Annotated in this window: 17 protein-coding genes and 3 pseudogenes; 14 read left to right on the top strand and 6 right to left on the bottom strand. The window is 37.4% G+C overall.

The genetic code is table 11. From position 1 onward, the window contains the following. Positions 1–56 precede the first annotated feature (56 nt). Positions 57–429, bottom strand: a pseudogene (locus tag BMX01_RS07190) (DUF805 domain-containing protein). Positions 430–812: 383 nt separating this feature from the next. On the opposite strand from BMX01_RS07190, the gene nrfA reads away from it, so the two are divergent. From nrfA to gorA, 7 genes are all read left to right on the top strand, one after another. Beyond that, the gene (gene nrfA, locus BMX01_RS07185; protein ID WP_074648012.1) at positions 813–2,321 is read left to right on the top strand and encodes an ammonia-forming nitrite reductase cytochrome c552 subunit; all 1,509 of its coding nucleotides are present in this window, start codon (positions 813–815) and stop codon (positions 2,319–2,321) included. A 20-nt stretch (positions 2,322–2,341) separates the two neighbouring features. Continuing rightward, on the top strand, positions 2,342–2,986 hold the full coding sequence (nrfB, locus tag BMX01_RS07180; protein WP_064082535.1) for a cytochrome c nitrite reductase pentaheme subunit: 645 nt from the start codon (positions 2,342–2,344) through the stop codon (positions 2,984–2,986). Beyond that, positions 2,986–3,663 (top strand): cytochrome c nitrite reductase Fe-S protein, encoded by a 678-nt coding sequence (nrfC, locus tag BMX01_RS07175; protein WP_064082536.1) that lies wholly within the window; start codon positions 2,986–2,988, stop codon positions 3,661–3,663. Before nrfB ends, nrfC begins: the two co-directional genes overlap by 1 nt. Then, a complete protein-coding gene (gene nrfD / locus BMX01_RS07170) occupies positions 3,663–4,628 on the top strand; it encodes a cytochrome c nitrite reductase subunit NrfD (protein WP_064082537.1) in 966 nt (321 codons plus the stop codon). Before nrfC ends, nrfD begins: the two co-directional genes overlap by 1 nt. Before the next feature lie 218 nt (positions 4,629–4,846). Then, on the top strand, positions 4,847–6,427 hold the full coding sequence (gene prfC, locus BMX01_RS07165) for a peptide chain release factor 3 (RefSeq protein WP_064082538.1): 1,581 nt from the start codon (positions 4,847–4,849) through the stop codon (positions 6,425–6,427). Positions 6,428–6,643: 216 nt separating this feature from the next. After that, positions 6,644–7,513 carry a protease HtpX gene (htpX, locus tag BMX01_RS07160; RefSeq protein WP_064082539.1) on the top strand — a complete coding sequence of 290 codons (870 nt, stop codon included), beginning with the start codon at positions 6,644–6,646 and terminating at the stop codon, positions 7,511–7,513. 168 nt (positions 7,514–7,681) lie between these two features. Next, complete coding sequence (gene gorA, locus BMX01_RS07155) at positions 7,682–9,052, top strand: glutathione-disulfide reductase (protein WP_064082540.1); 1,371 nt, start codon at positions 7,682–7,684, stop codon at positions 9,050–9,052. Between the two features lie 64 nt (positions 9,053–9,116). Here gorA and BMX01_RS07150 read toward each other — a convergent pair. The 3 genes and pseudogenes from BMX01_RS07150 to BMX01_RS07140 all read right to left on the bottom strand — a co-directional run bounded on the left by BMX01_RS07150 (position 9,117) and on the right by BMX01_RS07140 (position 12,327). Continuing rightward, positions 9,117–9,811 (bottom strand): annotated as a pseudogene (locus BMX01_RS07150) (TatD family hydrolase). A 61-nt stretch (positions 9,812–9,872) separates the two neighbouring features. Then, a complete protein-coding gene (locus BMX01_RS07145) occupies positions 9,873–11,459 on the bottom strand; it encodes a carbon starvation CstA family protein (protein ID WP_064082541.1) in 1,587 nt (528 codons plus the stop codon). A gap of 376 nt (positions 11,460–11,835) precedes the next feature. Next, positions 11,836–12,327, bottom strand: a complete 492-nt coding sequence (locus BMX01_RS07140) for a YajQ family cyclic di-GMP-binding protein (protein WP_064082542.1) — start codon at positions 12,325–12,327, stop codon at positions 11,836–11,838. Positions 12,328–12,600: 273 nt separating this feature from the next. Between BMX01_RS07140 and BMX01_RS07135 the strand changes: the two genes are divergently transcribed. Both BMX01_RS07135 and infA read left to right on the top strand, forming a co-directional pair. Then, complete coding sequence (locus BMX01_RS07135; RefSeq protein ID WP_064082543.1) at positions 12,601–13,263, top strand: YtjB family periplasmic protein; 663 nt, start codon at positions 12,601–12,603, stop codon at positions 13,261–13,263. Between the two features lie 86 nt (positions 13,264–13,349). Next, on the top strand, positions 13,350–13,568 hold the full coding sequence (infA, locus tag BMX01_RS07130) for a translation initiation factor IF-1 (RefSeq protein ID WP_005705342.1): 219 nt from the start codon (positions 13,350–13,352) through the stop codon (positions 13,566–13,568). Between the two features lie 70 nt (positions 13,569–13,638). On the opposite strand, the gene BMX01_RS07125 is transcribed toward infA, so the two are convergent. Together BMX01_RS07125 and BMX01_RS07120 are read right to left on the bottom strand one after the other, a co-directional pair. Further along, positions 13,639–14,829, bottom strand: coding sequence for a BaiN/RdsA family NAD(P)/FAD-dependent oxidoreductase (locus BMX01_RS07125; RefSeq protein WP_064083419.1), 1,191 nt, complete (start codon positions 14,827–14,829; stop codon positions 13,639–13,641). 30 nt (positions 14,830–14,859) lie between these two features. Continuing rightward, complete coding sequence (locus tag BMX01_RS07120; protein WP_064082545.1) at positions 14,860–15,846, bottom strand: oxidoreductase; 987 nt, start codon at positions 15,844–15,846, stop codon at positions 14,860–14,862. 81 nt (positions 15,847–15,927) lie between these two features. On the opposite strand from BMX01_RS07120, the pseudogene ybaK reads away from it, so the two are divergent. The 5 genes and pseudogenes from ybaK to BMX01_RS07095 all read left to right on the top strand — a co-directional run bounded on the left by ybaK (position 15,928) and on the right by BMX01_RS07095 (position 20,804). Continuing rightward, positions 15,928–16,402 (top strand): annotated as a pseudogene (gene ybaK / locus BMX01_RS07115) (Cys-tRNA(Pro) deacylase). A 225-nt stretch (positions 16,403–16,627) separates the two neighbouring features. Next, entirely contained in the window at positions 16,628–16,924 is a 297-nt protein-coding gene (gene ybfE / locus BMX01_RS07110; RefSeq protein ID WP_010944389.1) for a LexA regulated protein, read from the top strand. A gap of 10 nt (positions 16,925–16,934) precedes the next feature. Beyond that, complete coding sequence (fldA, locus tag BMX01_RS07105; protein WP_064083420.1) at positions 16,935–17,459, top strand: flavodoxin FldA; 525 nt, start codon at positions 16,935–16,937, stop codon at positions 17,457–17,459. 29 nt (positions 17,460–17,488) lie between these two features. After that, complete coding sequence (fur, locus tag BMX01_RS07100) at positions 17,489–17,938, top strand: ferric iron uptake transcriptional regulator (RefSeq protein WP_064082547.1); 450 nt, start codon at positions 17,489–17,491, stop codon at positions 17,936–17,938. 211 nt (positions 17,939–18,149) lie between these two features. Next, on the top strand, positions 18,150–20,804 hold the full coding sequence (locus tag BMX01_RS07095) for a PqiB family protein (protein ID WP_064082548.1): 2,655 nt from the start codon (positions 18,150–18,152) through the stop codon (positions 20,802–20,804). Positions 20,805–20,817: the final 13 nt, after the last annotated feature.

Raw genomic sequence — 20,817 nt, 5'->3', positions numbered from 1 at the left:
TTTTATTTCTAATAGTGACTTAGCGGTTGGCTAAGCGTGTTGTTTGTGAGGTAAATTTACGTGAAACAAAAAGTTTCCCCTTTTTCGCCATATTGGTTAGCTTGAGGATAGCTTTTGAAAACGCCCCATTCTAGTAATAGCATTGTGCCTTGTGTAGCAAGTGAAACACCATAGCATATTAGCGGTATAAACATCATCAAAATAGCACGGGCGGAACGATTGCGATCATGTAACCGTTTAATGATTACTGCCACGCAACTGTAACTTGCTAATAGCAAAGGTAATACCATTGTCAGGCTGAGAGCGGTCACTTTTGGCCCGAAATTAGCAATTATAAATAAGAAGATAAAGTTAATGCCAAATCCAATCCAAAATCCTTGGCGATTGAGTCTGCCATTAAAAGGAGAAAAGCGCTTTATACCAAATCATAACCATTCTCAGTATTTATAGTGATATATGTTGAATTGACGCTAGCTTAACTTAAAGCGAGCAGGAATGCCATCATCTTACTGTTGGTTACGCGTTTATTTTTCTTAATCTAGATGATTGAACGGGGCGTATATAGCGAGAAGCTGGATGAAAACAGAAAAATGATTTGGGTAAATAAAAGTTATTTTTATTTAGTGTAAAAATGGGGTGTCTTCAAACCGTTGTTTCTGATTTTTTATTGATTTATTTCAATAAAAGTAAAATTACCGGTAGTAAAGCAAGTTGATTTTATTTTATGCTCCATCTGCAATTTTATTGTTTATCTTGTTGTTTTTAATAAGAAACATTCTCATTTCCGATAAAGTTTTTGTGGGGGACCTAACGTGAAATATTTAACTAAAAGCAGAGTAATGGCAACCATTGCAATGCTAGGCTGTTTATCGGTATCTGCTTGGGCTGAAACACCAACTAATCAACCTGAGTCGTTAACAGATAAAGCCTTAAAACATGAAAAATTAGGCGTGGTAGTAGAATCAGCTAATCATAAGTTTGCTGAAAAATATCGATTGCAATACGACTCTTGGAAAGCGACTGCTGAATCGACTGATCGTAGTAGCGCATTAGAGGCTGATCCTCGTCTTGTCGTGTTATGGGCAGGTTATGCATTTGCAAAAGAATATAATAAACCACGTGGCCATTATTATGCAGTCACTGATGTGCGTGAAATTTTACGTACAGGTGCCCCTAAAGATGAAAATGATGGTCCGCAACCAATGGCTTGTTGGACATGTAAAGGCCCTGATGTACCTCGCTTAATTGAAGAAAAAGGTGAGCGGGGTTATTTTGATCCTAAATGGGCAAAATATGGTGCAGAAATTGTTAATTCCATTGGTTGTGCTGACTGTCACGAAACAACTTCAAAAGCGTTTGAAGAAGGGAAACCGGCGTTACGTGTTGCGCGTCCTCATGTATTGCGTGCATTAGAATCTGTAGGATGGAGATTTGAAGATTTAGATAAACATGATAAGCGTGTGGCAGTGTGTAGTAATTGTCACGTTGAATATTATTTCAAAGATAAAAAAGATGTTACTTTCCCATGGGCGAAAGGTGTTGATGTAGATAGTATTGAGAAATATTACGATGAATCTCAATTTACGGATTGGACTCACGCATTATCTAAAGCGCCTATGTTAAAAACTCAGCATCCAGATTTTGAGGTTTGGTCACAAGGGGTACACGGTAAAAATGGTGTTACGTGTATTGATTGCCATATGCCAAAAGTTAAAGATAAAGACGGTAAAGTTTATACGGAACACAAAATTGGCAATCCATTTGATCGCTTTGATGCAACGTGTAAAACATGCCATGAACAGAGTAAGCAAACATTACAAGATCGTGTGAAAGAACATAAAGCCCAAGTAAAAGAAGCAATGATTCGCTTAGAAGATCAAATTGTTAAAGCGCATTTTGAGGCGAAAGTAGCTTGGGATGCGGGGGCAACAGCAGAAGAAATGCAAGACATTTTAATGGCAATTCGTCATGCTCAATGGCGTTGGGATTATTCTGCCGCAGGACATGGTAACCATTTCCATGCGCCAGATGTTATGTTGCACACTATCGCAACCGGGTTGGATCGTGTTGCTGATGCACGTGCGAAACTTGGCGTGGTGTTAACCAAACACGGCGTTGAGACACCTATTGTGATGCCAGATATTTCAACAAGAGAAAAGGCACAAAAAGCGGTTGGTATTGATATTGCTAAAGATCAAGCGGCTAAAGATGCGTTTTTACGTACCGTTGTGCCACAGTGGGAAAGACAAGCGCGTGAAAGAGGGTTATTACCTGAAGTTACGCCAAAATCAGTGACGACACCTAAAGTAGATGCTAAATAACGCTTGGATTGAGGTGAACAATGAAAAAAATAATCTCAAAAGTAGGGCAAGTTTTTGCCCTCCAAGCGGTAGTTTTATCAAGTTTTTTCGCGATTTTAACGGCTAATGCTGAAATGCCCGCTCAACCAAAACCGCTTTGGAATGAACACACGAGTAGCGTGAAAATAGATAATGAATTCCGTCACGATCCAAATAAATATTGTGTGCAATGCCATACGTCGGCTAATGCAACCGGTCAAGATTTTCATCATAGTGGTAAACATTTCCAGAAAGATACATTAAGCCTAAACAATGGTCAGCCAATTACTTGTGTAAGTTGTCACGGTAATATTTCAGAGCAACATCGCAAAGGTGTGAAAGATGTGATGCGTTTTAGTGGTTTTGGTGAGTCAGCAAACCCTGCACTTGAGCGGACTGTCGATGAACAAAATCAAGTGTGTATGGCTTGCCATTCACCTGAAAAATTGCGTGAGAAATTCTGGGCGCATGATACGCATGCCAATAAAATATCTTGTGCCAGTTGTCATAAACTTCATCCAGAAAATGATCCGATGAAACGTATTGAAGCAAAACAACATATTAAACTTTGTGTAGATTGCCATGCTGACGTTCATGCTCGCCAACAGAAACTAAGATCATCAACTGAAGAAAAAGGAATGAAATAATGAATTGCACCCGTAGAGATTTTGTCTCAGGAGTAGGTGCTATCGCTGTTGTAGCAAGCTCATCGCTTGCTACCTCAGTCACTCTTGCGACTGATAAGAAAGAAAAAAATATTCGTTATGCTATGGTTCATGATGAAACCTCTTGCATTGGTTGTACGGCGTGTATGGATGCGTGTCGTACCACTAATAAGGTGCCTGAAGGTGTTTCTCGTTTAGAGATTATTCGGAGTGAGCCCTATGGCGAGTTTCCTAATGTTGAGTATGAATTTTTCCGTCGATCTTGCCAACATTGTACTAATGCACCTTGTGTTGCGGTATGTCCAACCGGTGCTTCATTTGTTGATCCTAACACAGGTATTGTTGATGTAGATTCAGATCTCTGTGTTGGTTGTCAATATTGTATTGCGGTTTGTCCATATCGAGTACGTTTTATTCATCCTGAGAAAAAGTCGGCAGATAAATGTAATTTCTGTCGTGATACTAATTTGGCGGAAGGTAAACAACCCGCTTGTGTTGAGGCGTGTCCAACTAAGGCATTAACGTTTGGTGATATGAATGATTCGAACAGCGCTGTTTTTCAAAAAGTGAAGAATAATCCGGTTTATCGTACTAAAGTCGCATTAGGCACTGAACCAAATTTATATCATATTCCATTTGGTAAGGGGGAGCATAGATAATGAATGAATACGTGCCATTTCAAACGCCAAATCTTGTCTGGGATAGTACCATTGCAATTTATTTGTTCTTGCTAGGTATCTCTTCTGGTGCAGTACAATTAGCGATTGCATTTAGAAATAGTGTCAAAATTGAAAAGCCAAGTGAAAACTGGGTGATTCGTAGTGCCGCTATTTTGGGTACTGTGCCAACCTTAATTGGTTTAAAATTATTAATTTTCCATTTAACCAAGCCGTGGTCATTTTGGAAATTAATGTTTAATTATAGCAGTACTTCAGTAATGTCAATGGGCGTTATGTTATTCCAACTCTATATAGCTATGCTGACCATTTGGATCGCCATTATGTTTAAAGACACGGTAGCGGTGTTAATTAATCGCTATTTGCCGATCTTTAAATTTTTATTATGTTGGCTTAATGTTGCTGAAAAACGCTTACTGAAAATAATAGAATTTATTTTATTCATTTTTGCTGCTGTATTAGGTGCTTATACCGGTTTTTTACTGTCTGCTTTAGTCAGTTATCCTATGCTGAATAATCCTGTATTACCGCCATTATTTTTAGCATCAGGCGTATCATCAGGGATTGCAGCAACGTTTTTAATGATTTTATTAGTGGGTAAATTATCCGGTGAAAGCCAAGAAGTGCATTTTATGCATAAATTTGAAGTGCCAATTATGGTAACTGAATTAGGTTTAATCATTGCTTTCTTTGTCGGGTTACATTTCGGAGGAGGTGATAAGACATTAGCCTTACAAAATGCGTTATCAGGATTTTGGGGAATGGTATTTTGGATAGGTGTGATTTTTATTGGTATTTTAATACCGCTTGTCGCTAATTTATTTGCACATTATAAATTAAAACATAATGTTAAGTTTATTGTTTTGGTTTCTGTATTAGATCTAATCGGTGTACTGTGCTTACGTTATTTTATCCTGTATGCAGGCCAATTAACTGTTGTCAGTTGATCTCGCTAAGTTGAGATAATATAAAAAGCCTTAAGATTTTCTTAAGGCTTTTTACTTACCATTCTAGTATGTAGTTAACCAATAATCGCAAGCAAAAAATCGGTTGGGCTGACAGAAATTTTGTAATCGAGGTTGTTATTAGCGGCTAAATCAGCGAAAATAAAGCCATTTTTATGGTGGCTTATCCACCTTTTTTATTTATGTGATTAAGAGAAAAAATGTCATATCCACAAGAAGTTAATAAACGTCGTACTTTTGCGATTATCTCGCACCCTGATGCAGGTAAAACCACGATTACTGAGAAAGTGCTTTTATACGGCAATGCAATTCAAACGGCAGGTTCTGTCAAAGGTAAAGGTTCAAGTCAACACGCGAAATCAGACTGGATGGAAATGGAAAAACAACGTGGTATTTCTATTACTACTTCGGTAATGCAATTTCCGTATAATAATTGTTTAGTGAATTTATTAGATACACCGGGGCATGAAGACTTCTCGGAAGACACTTATCGCACTTTAACTGCGGTAGATAGCTGTTTAATGGTAATTGATTCAGCTAAAGGTGTTGAGGAACGTACCATTAAATTAATGGAAGTGACTCGCTTACGTGATACCCCGATTTTAACTTTTATGAATAAGTTAGATCGCGATATTCGTGATCCAATGGAATTATTAGATGAAGTGGAAAGCATTTTAAAAATTCGTTGTGCACCTATTACTTGGCCTATTGGGTGTGGCAAATTATTTAAAGGCGTCTATCACCTCGCTAAAGATGAAACGTATTTGTATAAATCTGGACAAGGATCTACGATTCAAGAGATTCAGGTGGTAAAAGGATTAGACAATCCCGAATTAGATGTGATGGTAGGTGATGATTTAGCTAACCAATTACGTGAAGAGCTAGAGTTGGTTCAAGGTGCTTCCAATGAATTTGATCACCAAGCCTTTATCAATGGTGAATTAACACCGGTCTTTTTTGGTACGGCATTAGGTAATTTTGGTGTTGATCATTTCTTAGATGGTTTAACCGAATGGGCACCGAAGCCACAAGCGCGGGTAGCCGATATGCGTACGGTTGAAAGTGCAGAACAAAAATTTTCTGGTTTTGTGTTTAAAATCCAAGCGAATATGGATCCAAAGCATCGCGATCGTGTGGCTTTTATGCGTGTTGTTTCTGGTAAGTACGAAAAAGGTATGAAGCTTAAACACGTACGTCTTGGCAAAGAGGTCGTAATTTATGATGCTTTAACATTTATGGCAGGTGATCGCAGTCAAGCTGAACAAGCTTATGCGGGTGATATTATAGGCTTGCATAATCATGGCACGATTCAGATTGGCGATACTTTCACTCAAGGGGAAAATCTTAAATTTATAGGTATTCCAAACTTTGCACCTGAGTTATTTCGCCGTATCAGATTAAAAGATCCGCTTAAGCAAAAACAATTATTAAAAGGTTTGATACAACTTTCAGAAGAAGGGGCTGTGCAAGTATTCCGCCCATTAATAAATAATGATTTAATTGTGGGGGCAGTCGGTGTTTTACAGTTTGATGTGGTGGTTTCACGCCTGAAGTCTGAATATAACGTGGAAGCGATTTATGAAACGGTTAATGTCGCTACAGCACGTTGGGTGGAATGTACTGATGCGAAAAAATTTGAGGAATTTAAGCGTAAAAATGAGCAAAATTTAGCATTAGATGGCGGTGATAATTTAACCTATATTGCGTCAACGATGGTTAACTTGAATTTAGCAATTGAACGTTGTCCTGATGTGGTATTTTTCAAAACACGTGAACATTAAGTTAGCCGCATAAATATTCAAGCCACCGTGGTAAAACGGCTTGATAAAGTGATTAATTTGACTGATTTTATTTAATTTTAACTAGTTGTTTTTTGAGCATAAAAGTTAATAAATGGTTAAAACTTTGGCGAAAAAACAGCAAAAAACTTGAATTTTTAGAAAATTTACCCAATCATAGTGAAAGATTACCTTTAATTATGGGAGCTTTGTTTTTGTATGTCAAAAAGAGTGATTTTATTTTTATTAACTAATTTAGCCATTACTTTTGTACTTGGTATCGTATTGAATATTATTTTTCAAGTGACAGGTATTCAAGGCACAAGTACGACCGGTATTTTAATGATGTCTTTGTTATTTGGTTTTACCGGATCGTTAATTTCGCTATTTATGTCAAAATCGATGGCATTACGTTCTGTAGGCGCTGAAGTGATTCAACAACCGAGAAACCAAGCAGAACAGTGGTTATTTAATACGGTGCAACGCCAATCACAAAAAGCAGGTATTCCAATGCCAGATATTGCGATTTATCATTCTGCTGATGTCAATGCGTTTGCAACGGGTGCGACTAAAAATAATTCTTTAGTCGCGGTGAGTACCGGCCTGTTAGACAATATGACTGAAGATGAAGCTGAGGCGGTCGTAGCACATGAAATTGCGCATATTGCTAATGGTGATATGGTTACAATGACTTTATTGCAAGGCGTACTAAATACGTTTGTGATTTTTTTATCTAGAATGATTTCAACGGCGGTTTCAGGCTCACGTGATGAAAATGGCAATTCAACTCAAAATACATTAGTGTTTTGGGTAGTGGATATTGCACTACAAATGATTTTCGGCATATTAGCGACAATGATCGCTATGTGGTTTTCACGTTATCGAGAATATCGTGCAGATATGGGTTCGGCACAATTAGTTGGCAAAGAGAAAATGATTGCCGCTTTAGAGCGTCTAAGACATGTACACGAACCACAAGAAATACAAGGTTCATTATCTGCATTTATGATCAATGGTATTCGCTCTAAAGAATTGTTTATGAGTCATCCACCGCTTGAAAAGCGCATTGAAGCATTGAGAAATTCATAAGTTATTAGCCTGACAAAGTAAGCCCTTATTGATAAGGGCTTATTTTTTATGCTTAGGCAATAAGGTAGTCATTAACTACTTTGAGCCTATTATAATAATTGAGTACTTTTAGCTAAAAAGCAGTTAGAATTAGACCGCTTTTAATATATTGAGAATAGGAAAAAAATTATGAGTAAACATTATGACTATATTGCAATTGGTGGTGGAAGTGGGGGTATTGCTTCTATTAACCGTGCTGCAAGTTATGGTAAAAAATGTGCAATTATTGAAGCAAAACAGTTAGGTGGTACTTGTGTTAATGTGGGGTGTGTACCTAAAAAAGTAATGTTTTATGGTGCACATATTGCCGATGCAATTAATCATTATGCTGAAGATTATGGCTTTGATGTGAGCCTTAATCAATTTGATTTTAAAAAGCTAGTGGCGAGCCGACAAGCCTATATTTCGCGGATTCATAGTTCTTACCAACAGGTATTATCTAAAAATAATGTTGATGTATTCAATGGTTTTGCACGTTTTGTTGATCCTAAAACAATTGAAGTGCATTACCCAGATGGCTCGACCGAGAACTTGACTGCAGATCATATTTTAATTGCTACGGGTGGATGCCCAACGATTCCTGAGGTAATCGGTGCAGAATATGGCATTGATTCGAATGGTATATTTGCTTTAACTGAATTACCAAAGCGTGTTGCGATTGTGGGCGCGGGCTATATTGCAGTTGAGCTAGCGGGCGTATTTAACAGTTTTGGGGTTGAAACACATTTATTTGTTCGCCAACACGCACCGTTACGGACTCAAGATCCATTAATTGTTGATACATTATTAGCCGTATTAGCACAGCAAAATATTAAATTGCATACACAAGCGATATCAAAACAAGTCGTTAAAAATGCAGATGGATCTTTAACGCTCACGTTACAAGATGGGCGTCAGACTGAAGTTGATTGTTTAGTGTGGGCCATTGGTCGTGAGCCTACAACGGATGTAATAAATCTAGCCGCCGCCGGTGTTGAAACAAATAGCCGTGGTTTTATTAAAGTAGATAAATTCCAAAATACGAACGTCACGGGCATTTATGCGGTAGGCGATATTATTGAAGGTGGCATTGAACTAACGCCAGTAGCCGTGGCGGCTGGTCGCCGTTTAGCAGAGCGTTTATTCAATAACAAACCAAATGAGCATTTAGATTATTCTCTAGTGCCAACCGTAGTGTTTAGTCATCCTCCGATAGGTACTGTTGGGTTAACTGAACCACAAGCAATTGAGCAGTATGGTGCAGAGAATGTTAAAGTTTATACTTCATCATTTACCGCAATGTACACCGCAGTTACTCAACATCGTCAACCTTGCCGAATGAAGTTGGTGTGTATAGGCGAACAAGAAAAGATTGTTGGCTTGCATGGTATAGGCTTTGGTGTTGATGAAATGATACAAGGCTTTGCGGTGGCGATTAAAATGGGTGCAGTAAAGGCAGATTTTGATAATACGGTGGCTATTCATCCAACCGGCTCAGAAGAGTTTGTAACTATGCGATAATTTTTTATCAGAATGGTGTAAGTTTACCTTACGCCATTTTGGGTGTGATTACCGTTGCTTATCATTAAGATAAGCTCGGCCAAAAAAGTTTTTCACTGGTTTGCCAAATCGTTTGGCTAATTTGTTCAGCTGATTCAGAACGTAATTGACAAAGTGCCTCAAAAATCAGTTTGATTCGTTCAGGTTGGTTAGCTTGCCCTTGATAGCCAAAAACGGGCATTTATAGCCTAATTCAATAAAGCGTTTAGCTTGTTGATAGCTACCGCTAAAAGCATGAATTACCCCTGTTTTAGTTAATGGATTTTTTTTGAGTAAAACAGCGAGCTGATCATGCGTGTTACGTGAATGTAAACTTACCGCTAAGTTTGCCTGTTTGGCGAGCGCAAGCTGTGCTTCTAAGAATTCACATTGTTTATACCACATTGCGGTGGTAGCAATTGTTGCTATGCCTTTATCAAGTCCAATTTCTGCAATCGCGGTGCATTGTTGGTCTTGTTTTGTTAGGTGGCTTGCGAGTAAATCTAAATCAGTATATTGATGTTGTGCAATATAGAGTGGATGTAAACCTAAACCGTAAACTAAATACTGAGGGTATAGTTGTGCATAAGCGGTTATTTTTGCAAAATTTTTGGCAGATACTGCGACCAGCATTAAGCGTTTAACTTGAGCTTTTGTTGCCTGGTTAACAATTTGGCTAAAAGGAAGCTCAAGTTGATCAGCTAAATAGTCTAAATGGGTATGAGTGTCGAAAAATAACATAATTAATATTTAAAATAAAAAGCAAGGAAATTGTCCCCGCTTTTTATTTATCAATCAATAATTAGTTTTCTACATATGCTGCTTCATCATTATCACCTAGTGGTTTGAGTAATTTGAAGAACATCACAATACAGATAATAGTTGCAGCAAAGCCAAGATAAACAGAAAGTTGGTAATCAAGGCCGAATCCGATTTTGTTATAAAATAAATATGTTGAACAAACGGTAGTAATAAACCAAGCAGGAATTGAACATATCCAATGGAATTTTTTATAACGATAAAGGTAGGCTGCTGCTGTCCATAACATAATCATTGCTGTTGTTTGGTTCGCCCACGTGAAGTAGCGCCATAATACACTAAAGTCGATTTTTGAAACGATAAAACCAAGCGTAAATAATGGGATTGCAATCATTAGGCGTTTAGTTAATGAACGTTGCTCAATTTTGAAGATTTCCGCTAATTGTAAACGTGCTGCACGGAATGCAGTATCACCCGAAGTGACTGGCAATACCACCACACCTAATACTGCAAAAATACCACCAATAAAACCTAAGAAATGTAATGAACTATCATAAACAACTTTAGATGGTGAGCCTGCTGAAATAGCATCTTGTAGCATTTGTGGATTTTCATAGAATGAAAGCCCAACAGTACACCATACTAATGCAATTAAGCCTTCAGTAATCATTGCGCCGTAGAAAATGAAACGACCATCACTTTCGTTGTTAGCACAACGCGCCATTAAAGGTGATTGTGTTGCGTGGAAGCCTGACAATGCACCACAAGAAATAGTAAGGAACAATAAAGGCCATATAGGAACATCACCTTTAACTTGGAAATTCTGCGTGAATTTTTCCCACGTTAATCCTTGACCATCAGCATTAATAGTCCGGAAGAAATCAATTGGATCTTGTGCGCTAAAGTGTGCAGACACTAAGCCATATACCATACCGATAGACATAAATAATAGTAATGCACCAAATAGCGGGTAAATACGACCGATGATTTTATCTACCGGCAATAATGTCGCTAAAATGTAGTAACAGAAGATGATGAGTATCCAAACGGAAATAATCGTCGCTTTATCCATTCCCCAAACCGTTAAACCTGTCGTTTGTAATGATTGGTGAACTGTTTCAGCATCATTTAACTGTAATGCACCACTAGTACCACCTAATACATCCATTGTAATAGTGGCCATTAATTGCGCAGGGCTAGCAACGAATACAACACCAACGAGTAATAATAAAAGTAATGCCATTACATTGATGAAGACTTTGACAGGACGGCCTAAGTATTTGCCGGCTAATACAGGCATTGTTGCACCGCCGTTACGGACGCTTAACATACCAGAGAAATAATCATGTACTGCACCTGCGAAGATACAACCTAGAACAATCCAAAGCATTGCAACAGGACCATATAATGCACCTAAGATTGGCCCGAAAATAGGACCGGTGCCTGCGATATTTAATAATTGAATCAGCCAAATTTTGGTTTTTGACATTGGCATATAATCAACACCATCACTCATTGCATGAGCAGGGGTCATTTTTTGGGGATTGATCGTAAAGATCCGTTCAACCACTTTTCCGTAAATAAAGTAGCCAACTAAAAGCATTGCTACACAAAAGAAAAACCATAACATAATGATAAAACCTTATAAAAAAATAAAAATAAATAGGTAAAAACTTCAAATAAAAGCACCAGAGTGCATTGCCATTCTAGTAACATAGTTCAATAAAGTAAATTAAGTTTATGCACATTGATAGGTATTTATTTAAGAAATGTGAATGACTTCAAAATTTTGCTTTTGCTCTTTGTGATATTAAGTAAATAGCGGTTCCGATAGAGATTGATATTCGTTACTTATGCGAAGAATGTGGGGTAAAATAACCTTTCAAGCGGTCTGATAATCCGCATTATTATTCAGAAAAGAGTGAATAAAAAATCATCTCACGCAGAGATTAGCTAGAGATGATCAGATTTAGGATTAAGCTGAAGTTTATGGCTACAGATTACAGCTAATCCCTAAAGTTATTGAATTGAAACGGCTGACCCAGTTCAGCGGTTTTAATTAGCTGAATAGTTGCTTGTAAATCATCACGTGATTTACCGGTAACACGTACTTGATCGCCTTGGATTTGAGCCTGTACCTTGATTTTTGCATCTTTGATTAACTTAGTGATTTTTTTGGCAATTTCGGTTTCAATACCTTGCTTTAACTTAATTTCTTTTGAATAAAGTTTACCGTGATGTTCTGCATCGGTTGGAATATCTAATGAGCTATGTTCAATACCTCGTTTGACACAAGCGCTGATTAACATTTCAATTAATTGTTCTAATTGAAATTCTGATTCAGTGGTTAATTTGATGCTTTCGTTTTTTTCATTGAGTTCAATGATGGCTTCTACACCACGAAAGTCATAACGCGTTGTTAATACTCGATTGGCATTTTCGACCGCATTGCTAACTTCGTGCAAGGTGATTTCTGAGACAATATCAAAAGATGGCATTTTTTAATTTCCTTATGCTTTATTATTAAACAAATCATTTGCATTAACTAAAATACATCATAATGCAGTTAATTCGTCCAAGTTTACCACAATTTTAGCTTGTGCTTGAACTATTGGTTTAGTGAGTAATCCCCCGCCAAAAGCGGTAGTTTTTCACATCATTAAGTCATTTTCACCGTGCATAATGTGCTCTTTTTAATGGACAATTGTAGATAGAGCATAGATAATGCTCGTTTAATTATCTATTATCAATTCTTCCCGATCAATTAACCGATGTATTTAACCCGTGAAAAAGTAATTAAAACAACGTTGTTGGCTGGCATCATTGTCGTTTGTGTAATGATTGTGAGTGTTATCTTAAATGGTGTGAATCAATTTAAATTAGGATCACAACTTGCGAGTGTTAATCAAGTATCTAACTTGTCGCATTTATTGGTGCGCCAGCAAGCCAAGTTATTTTCATTAATGTTAGTTAAAAATGTCAATAATGATGAATTAATTGAAGCATTAGATGCCTTTGCTAAAGAAGAATTTGTGATTGATGCGAACTTATATGCAGCGAATGGCAGTTTAATTGCTCAAAGCCACAATGCGTTACAGTTTAAAAAAATATTGTTAGAAGAAGGGAGTCAACCGCTAACTCAGCAAATTGTTGAGCCTATTCTTACTCAGCAAAATCTAATAGGTTTTTTGCGTGTTATGTTTGATTCACAATACGGTCAGACCACGCAAAGTAAAATTGAACAATTGTTTCATCAACTGTATGCACAACTGATTATTTTATTAGTAGCGGGCGCTTTATTTGCGAGTAGTATTCATTATTTCTTACGCCCAAGAGCGCACTCACTTCATTCAATTGTTAAACTGCCGACTTTTTCAACCAAAAAACAAGCTCAACGTTTTCATTCACAACGGCGCCGTTTCAATCGTAAGTAATTAGAAATGATTGTAATTTAAGCTTATCAGAGTATAATGACTGCCGTTTTTTTGTTTATATTAAACCCTAATTTAAAGAGGAATCAATGGCTAAAGAAGATTGCATTGAAATGCAAGGTACAATTTTAGAAACATTACCAAACACGATGTTCCGTGTTGAGTTGGAGAATGGCCACATAGTGACAGCGCATATTTCTGGTAAAATGCGTAAAAACTATATACGTATTTTAACGGGCGATAAAGTAACCGTTGAGATGACGCCATACGATTTAAGTAAAGCACGTATCATTTTCCGTGCTCGTTAATTTTTAAAACGTAAATGAGAAAAAGCAGTTGTAGTCATTACAACAGCCTTTTTTCATTTTATCGTGTTGCCTAATATTCACTTAAAATGCCTTCTGCGCAAGCAAAAGCAGATGACCACGCCCATTGGAAATTATAGCCACCTAACCAACCGGTTACGTCTAATACTTCACCGATAAAATATAGGCCTTTTACTTTATTTGCTTGCATTGTTTTTGAAGAAATAAAGGCGGTGTCTACCCCTCCCATCGTCACTTCTGCGGTGCGATAGCCCTCAGTGCCATTCGGTAAAAATTGCCACTGATGAATAAATTGAAAGAGAAATGCTAATTCTGTTTTATTCAATTGTGCAATCACTTTATCTTTCATTATTTGTTGTTCAAACCAGAGATCGACTAATTTTTTCGGTAAATAGCGTGATAAAACGGTTTTTAACTGCAATTTTGGCGAAGATTGGCGTAGTGTGGTTAAAATAGTCTGAATGTTATCTGCCGGCAATAAATTAATTGTAATCATTTCACCTAGATCCCAATAGTTTGAGATCTGCAAAATAGCGGGCCCAGATAAACCTCGATGAGTAAATAACATTTGGTTGCTAAATGTTTTTCCTCGATTAGTCACGCTAACCGGTAAAGAAATACCTGATAATACCGCAAAATGCTGATCGCTTTCTTTCCAGGTTAACGGCACTAAACTCGCGCGTGGCGCAATAATAGGAATGGCAAATTGTTCTGCAATTTTGTAACCAAAAGGCGTTGCACCCAAGGCGGGCATTGATAAGCCACCTGTAGCTATGACTAAATGTGGTGCTTGAAAGGTATCAGAAGCGGTCGAAATAGTGAAATTTTCTGCTTCTTTCGTCACATTCAATACAGCTTGTTTGAGCAAAATGGTCGTTTGGCCTTTAGCACATTCTGTAGCTAATAAATCGACAATTTGTTGGGAGCCATCATCGCAAAATAGCTGACCGCATTCTTTTTCGTGATAGTTAATGCCATATGTTGCCACTAAGCTAATAAAATCCCAATTGGTATAACGCGCTAATGCTGATTTGACAAAATGCGGATTCTGACTGATGTAGTGGTTTGCCGTTACTTCAAGGTTGGTAAAATTACAATATCCACCGCCAGACATCAAAATTTTACGACCTATTTTTTTGCCAGCATCAAGTATTGCCACACGTTTACCTGCTTGGCTTAATTGTGACGCACAAAATAAGCCAGAAGCTCCTGCACCAATAATTACAACATCAAACGTTTTCATTAAAAATAGATACCTTATATAATAAAGCGATCAATAATCTAGCACTAATCTAAATAATTGCGCCGTAAGGAATGCTAAGCTAAATTTTTGTTCATCGGCGACGGACCAGAATTGTGCCGTGTGGTCTGATTTAGAGAGTAACTGGCTGATTTGTAAGTTATTTTCTTCTTCATTTTCACCGTTTTTAACCGGTGTGATCACCTGTTGTTCGTGGAAGTTTAACCAAGCTTGTTGTTGCCACTGATCGCTGATCGCTTCGATTGCTAATGGATATTCAGAATGCACGGTAACCATTTGTGCTACCCCATAAAATATGGGTATTTGAATGGCGTGGAATGTTGTACAAGCGCTCAAATTAGGCAATATTTTGGCAAGTTGTAATTCAAAAACACGTGAGAAAGGTAATTTTTTCTCCTCTGCTTGAATATTTGCGGGCACGGCATCAAAGGCAATCCGTTCTGCATTTTCATCAAATGGAATGCCATTTAATAAGCGGGCAGTTTGACCGGCTAATTGTTTAACTTTTTCATCGCCAAAATAAGCGGCAGGGAGTAATGAACTGACTAAAACATGGCTAATAGGTTGATTGAGTAACGGTTTTAATGCCAATGCTAATTGTGAAATTTGCGGGTTGGCTAAGGCAACAATATTATGTTCACGTAATTGAGTCATCGCCTCATCATTAACACTTGGCACAATAACCGGAATATTATCGATTAAAGCAGTAATGCCGTATAAATCAAGTACAATACAGTCCGCTTTTACTGCTTCTGCAAGCACTTCTGCTTGTGACATATTTCCTGCAAAAAATACATGGCTAAATTTAGCCCAATTCACTTCGGCTAACGGAATTTGTTCAATTGCTTTGCTTCCGCTATAAAGCGATTGTTCTTCGCCAAAGGGTTCAATTTCTACAGCAGAAATATGTTTTAAAGGCAAATCACTCTTTTCTAATGCTTCAAGTAACTTTGAAGCTAAGCTAAAATCTGTTGCAATGGCTAAATGGATCTCTGACATTATGTTTACTCCTTTTTATATGCATGCATAGAAGAGAGTAATTGTAACTGATTTTTAATCATAACTTATAGGAAAAAAACAATGACTCCAGCAATCAATCTGCTTAACAAACAAAAAATTGCTTATCAACTTCATCCTTATCCACACGATCCGCAAAATCATAATTTTGGACAAGAAGCGGTCGAAAAATTAGATTTATCGGCTGCACAAGTCTTTAAAACATTGTTAGTCGCTGAAAATGGCGATCAGAAAAAACTAGCAGTAATGGTTGTGCCAGTGGCAAATAATTTGAATTTGAAACGTGCAGCACAGGCATTAGCGGTCAAAAAAGTAACAATGGCGGATAAAGATATAGCCCAAAAAGTGACCGGTTATTTATTAGGAGGCATCAGCCCGCTTTGGTCAGAAAAATAAATTAATGACAATAATCGATCAGTCAGCCAAAGATTTTGCTACGATATTTGTGTCAGGGGGCAAACGCGGCTTAGACGTGGAAATTGCGCCCCAAGATCTAGCAACAGTTTTACAAGCCGCATTTGCTGATATTAAGGAATAGTGTAAGCGGGCTAAATTTTATGTTATGGTGCAATTTATGCAAATCAAAGATATAGATGTAAATTGACGGAATAAAAGTTTACAAAATCAGTTGGAAATTTAACGAGTAGAATTTTCAAGACTGAATTAGTGTGATATAGTTTGACTTTATTAGAAAGTAGTAGCTTCTCATTCTCAATTAGCTTTTTCTATTAGGACGATAGGCAAAGCCCATCATGTGAAACAAATGGCAAAACAAGACGCAGATTGTATAACTTTAGATTTGTTCGCAAGCATGCCAAAAGTTGGGCGACCACGCACTAATCCTCTTAGCCGAGAACAACAAGTCAGAATTAATAAACGTAATCAGCTAAAACGAGATCGGTCGTCAGGGCTTAAACGCGTTGAATTAAAACTGCATTCAGATCTGGTGTTATCTTTGGAAAAAGAGGCTTCCCAACTCGGAATGACACGAGGGCAGTTAATCGAAATGATTTTAAATAATTATATCAATAGCAATACTATTGATTCAGAGCGCAAATAGGTAAATTAACATGGCAGTAGTAGGTTTATTCTACGGTAGTGATACTGGGAACACTGAAAATATTTCAAAAATGATCCAAAAAGAAATCGGTGCGAATCTGATTGATGTTCGTGATATCGCTAAGAGTTCTAAAGAAGATATTGAAGGGTATGATTTCTTACTATTAGGTATTCCAACTTGGTATTATGGTGAATCTCAAGCAGATTGGGATGACTTTATGCCGACCTTAAAACAAATTGACTTCGGTGGTAAAGTCGTGGGTATTTTTGGTTGTGGAGACCAGGAAGACTACGCCGAATATTTCTGTGATGCAATGGGAACGATTCGTGATGTAGTCGAGCAGAATGGTGGTGTAATTGTAGGTCATTGGTCAACAGAGGGCTATAACTTTGAGGTTTCTCAAGCGCTTGTTGATGAACATACCTTTGTTGGTTTATGTGTTGACGAAGACCGTCAACCAGAGTTAACAAGCGAGCGTGTCAGCCGTTGGTCTAAGCAAATCTTTGAAGAAATGTGCTTAGATCAACTAGCATAATTAATAAAATTCAGCAAAAGGTGACAGTTATGTCTGAAGAAAATACAAAACTGCTTAAAAGTGTAGGCTTGAAAGTCACTGAGCCTCGTTTAACTATCCTTGCATTAATGCAACAATACCGCGAAGAAATGCAACACTTTTCTGCGGAAGATATTTATAAACTGTTATTAGAGCAGTCTTCTGATATCGGTTTAGCAACGGTTTACCGTGTCTTAAATCAATTTGAAGAAGTGGGCATTTTACTTCGCCATAACTTTGATTCAAACAAAGCCGTATTTGAATTGAATGTGGATCACGAACATGATCATATTATTTGTATGGATTGTGGCAAAGTGTTTGAATTTAAAGATCCTGATATTGAACGTCGTCAGCGCGAGATTAGCGAACAGCACGGAATGAAATTAGCTACTCATAGTTTATATTTATATGCAAAATGTAATGATATTTCTCACTGTGATTCAAAAGATAAAAAAGATTAAATTAATTATGCTAGATGACAAGGGCGTCATTTATTTAGCTATTTGTAGAAATACCGAAGGTTGCTTAAACCTTCGGTTTTATGTTATTTAAAGCAATGAAAAATCAAGAGTTAAATTGAGCGGATATTTATTATTTGTTTATAAAAATTGACCGCTTATTCAGAGAATTTTATTAAATCAGCCTTTATGAAATGAGATAATTGCTAACATTATGACAGAAAATATTCCAAAATCAGTGGCCGCTATGATTAGACAACCACGTAAAATTTCACCTTTTTGGTTATTACCGATTGTTGCTTTCATTATCGGAGCGTTACTTTTTTTCCAAATTCTGAAAGAACAAGGTGAGACGATTAAAATTCGCTTTAATGCTGGCGATGGTATTGTTGCTGGCAAGACGATTGTTCGTTATCAAGGTTTACAAATTGGGCAAGTGAAGAAGGTCTATTTTGTTGATGATCTAAAAAAAGTGGAAGTGCAGGCACAAATTAATTCAGAAGCAAAATCAGTACTGCGTGAAGGTACCACCTTTTGGTTAGTAAAACCGAGCGCTTCCATCGCCGGTGTTTCTGGTTTAGACGCCTTAGTGTCAGGCAATTATATTACACTAGCGCCGGGTAATGGCGCGATTACAAATCATTTTATTGCGCAAGATGAACAGCCTGCGGCTACGGTAACTGATGGCGATTTATTAGTACATTTAATTGCAAGTGATTTAGGTTCAATTACCATTGGTGCAAGTGTTTACTTTCGTAAAGTGCCAGTAGGAAATATTGCAAATTATCGTTTTACAGAAGATAAGCAAAAAGTTGAAATTGATGTTGTCATTAATAAAAAATATGCGCATTTAGTTAAGCAAAATAGCCGTTTTTGGAATATTAGTGGGCTTAATGCGAATATCAGTTTTTCGGGGCTGGCAGTCAATGTGGATAGTTTAGCCTCTGTGATTCAAGGCGCGGTGTCTTTTGATTCACCTGAAGATTCTACGCTTGCTGAACAAGCCAGTAGGTTTGATCTCTACGCGGATTTAAAATCAGCCCAACGCGGTGTGGACGTTAATATTACTGTGCCTGCTATTACTAGTTTAAAAGTAAATGAAACCCCGGTGTTTTATCAAAATACACAAGTAGGTGTTTTATCTTTCATTGAAGCTATGCCAATTGATAATAAAGAGATTGAGCGAGTAGAAGAAAATGCAATGTTACGTGGTAGGTTGTTGGTTGATCCTAATTATACACATTTATTTCGTGAACAATCGACAATTTTACTTAAGGAACCCAAGTTTAATTTAAATGCGGAACAGTTGACTAACATAGGTCAATTATTACGTGGCGTTTATTTTGAAGTGAAAGCCGGCAATGGTTTAGCTAAGAGAACATTTACGGTTGAGAAAGAAAGTGATTACTTACTCTCTAGGCCAGATATGTTGGCACTGACTTTTTTTGCACCTAAAGCTTACGGCGTGGAAGAAGGTCAAGGGATCTATTATAACGACGTCAAAATTGGTGAATTACTTAAGCGAACATTAAGCGTTGATGGTGTTACCTTGCAAGGCATTATTTTTCCTGCTTATCGCTACTTAGTGGGTGAGAATAGTAAATTTATGGCGATTGCACATTTAGATGTAGCGGTTGGTTTAGATGGTTTACGTGTCAAAGCCGGCTCACCAAGCCATTGGTTGCAAGGCGGTATTCGTTTATTAGAGGGTAAAGTGCAAGGGATTGCCAAAAAACAATATCCACTTTATAAAGATATTGATAATGCACAAGCGGGGATTTTAAGCGATATAAAACAGCCTACTTTAACACTCTCAGCAAGTGAATTAGAAGGCATTGATAAAGGCGCTGTAGTGCTTTATCGTAATTATCAAATTGGTGAAGTATTAAACGTTAAACCACAATCACAGAAATTTGACGTGGAAGTATATATTGAACCGGCTTATCGTCAGCTCATCGGCAACAAAAGTCGTTTTTGGGTTGAATCCGCAATAGCGGCTGAATTATCTGCGAAAGGATTAAATATTCAATCAGCGCCATTAATGAGAACATTAAGAGGTGCTATTAGCATTGATAATGGCGGTGATAAAATGGATCGAACTTTATATGCAAATCGTATAAAAGCGACCGCTAATAAGACGCGTATCAGTTTGATTGCCAAAGATGCAAGCAAATTATTCAAAGGTATGGCCATTAAATATATCGGATTAACCATTGGTCAAATTGAAACGCTAGCATTACAAAATGCTAAAAAACAGATAAAATTAACCGCTTATATTGAAGCGCCGTATTATTCCATTATTGCCAAAGAGGGTAGTCGTTTTACTGCTATTTCGCCTGAAGTGACGCCCAGTGGTGTAAAAAACATTGATGCAGTATTACAAAATTATATTGATGTTGAAGCAGGAAATGGCGGATTAGCTACAGAATTTAATTTGATTGATACCGATACAAATAAAACCACGTATGCGAATAATTTCCCTATCATTGTTGAGACCAGTGATGCACGAGGAATTGAAGTGAATGCGCCTGTGTTATATCGCGGTTTACAAGTTGGGATTGTGCAACGGTTACAATTAAGTGAGTTAGCTGACCGTATCCAAATTCATTTAGCGATTGAAAAGCAATATCAGCATTTAATTCGTAATAATACGCAATTTTGGGCTGCTTCTGGTTATACGATGGATATTTCTTTACAAGGCGTTAGCCTGAATTCAGGTACAATGGCACAATTGTTGAAAGGCGGTATTGAATTTTTAACGCCATCGACTAGAGTCGTTGAGCCACAAGCCAAACCAAACCGCCGTTTTTTATTACAACGCAAGATTCCAGCCAAAGCATTAAGTTGGGATCAAGCAATCGCAGAATAGTCTTGATTATGCA

The organism is [Haemophilus] ducreyi, from assembly GCF_900109315.1.
GTDB classification, from domain to species: domain Bacteria; phylum Pseudomonadota; class Gammaproteobacteria; order Enterobacterales; family Pasteurellaceae; genus Haemophilus_B; species Haemophilus_B ducreyi.
The sequence above is the reverse complement of the archived record's forward strand: the minus strand, read 5'-3'. Positions and strand labels throughout refer to the sequence as shown.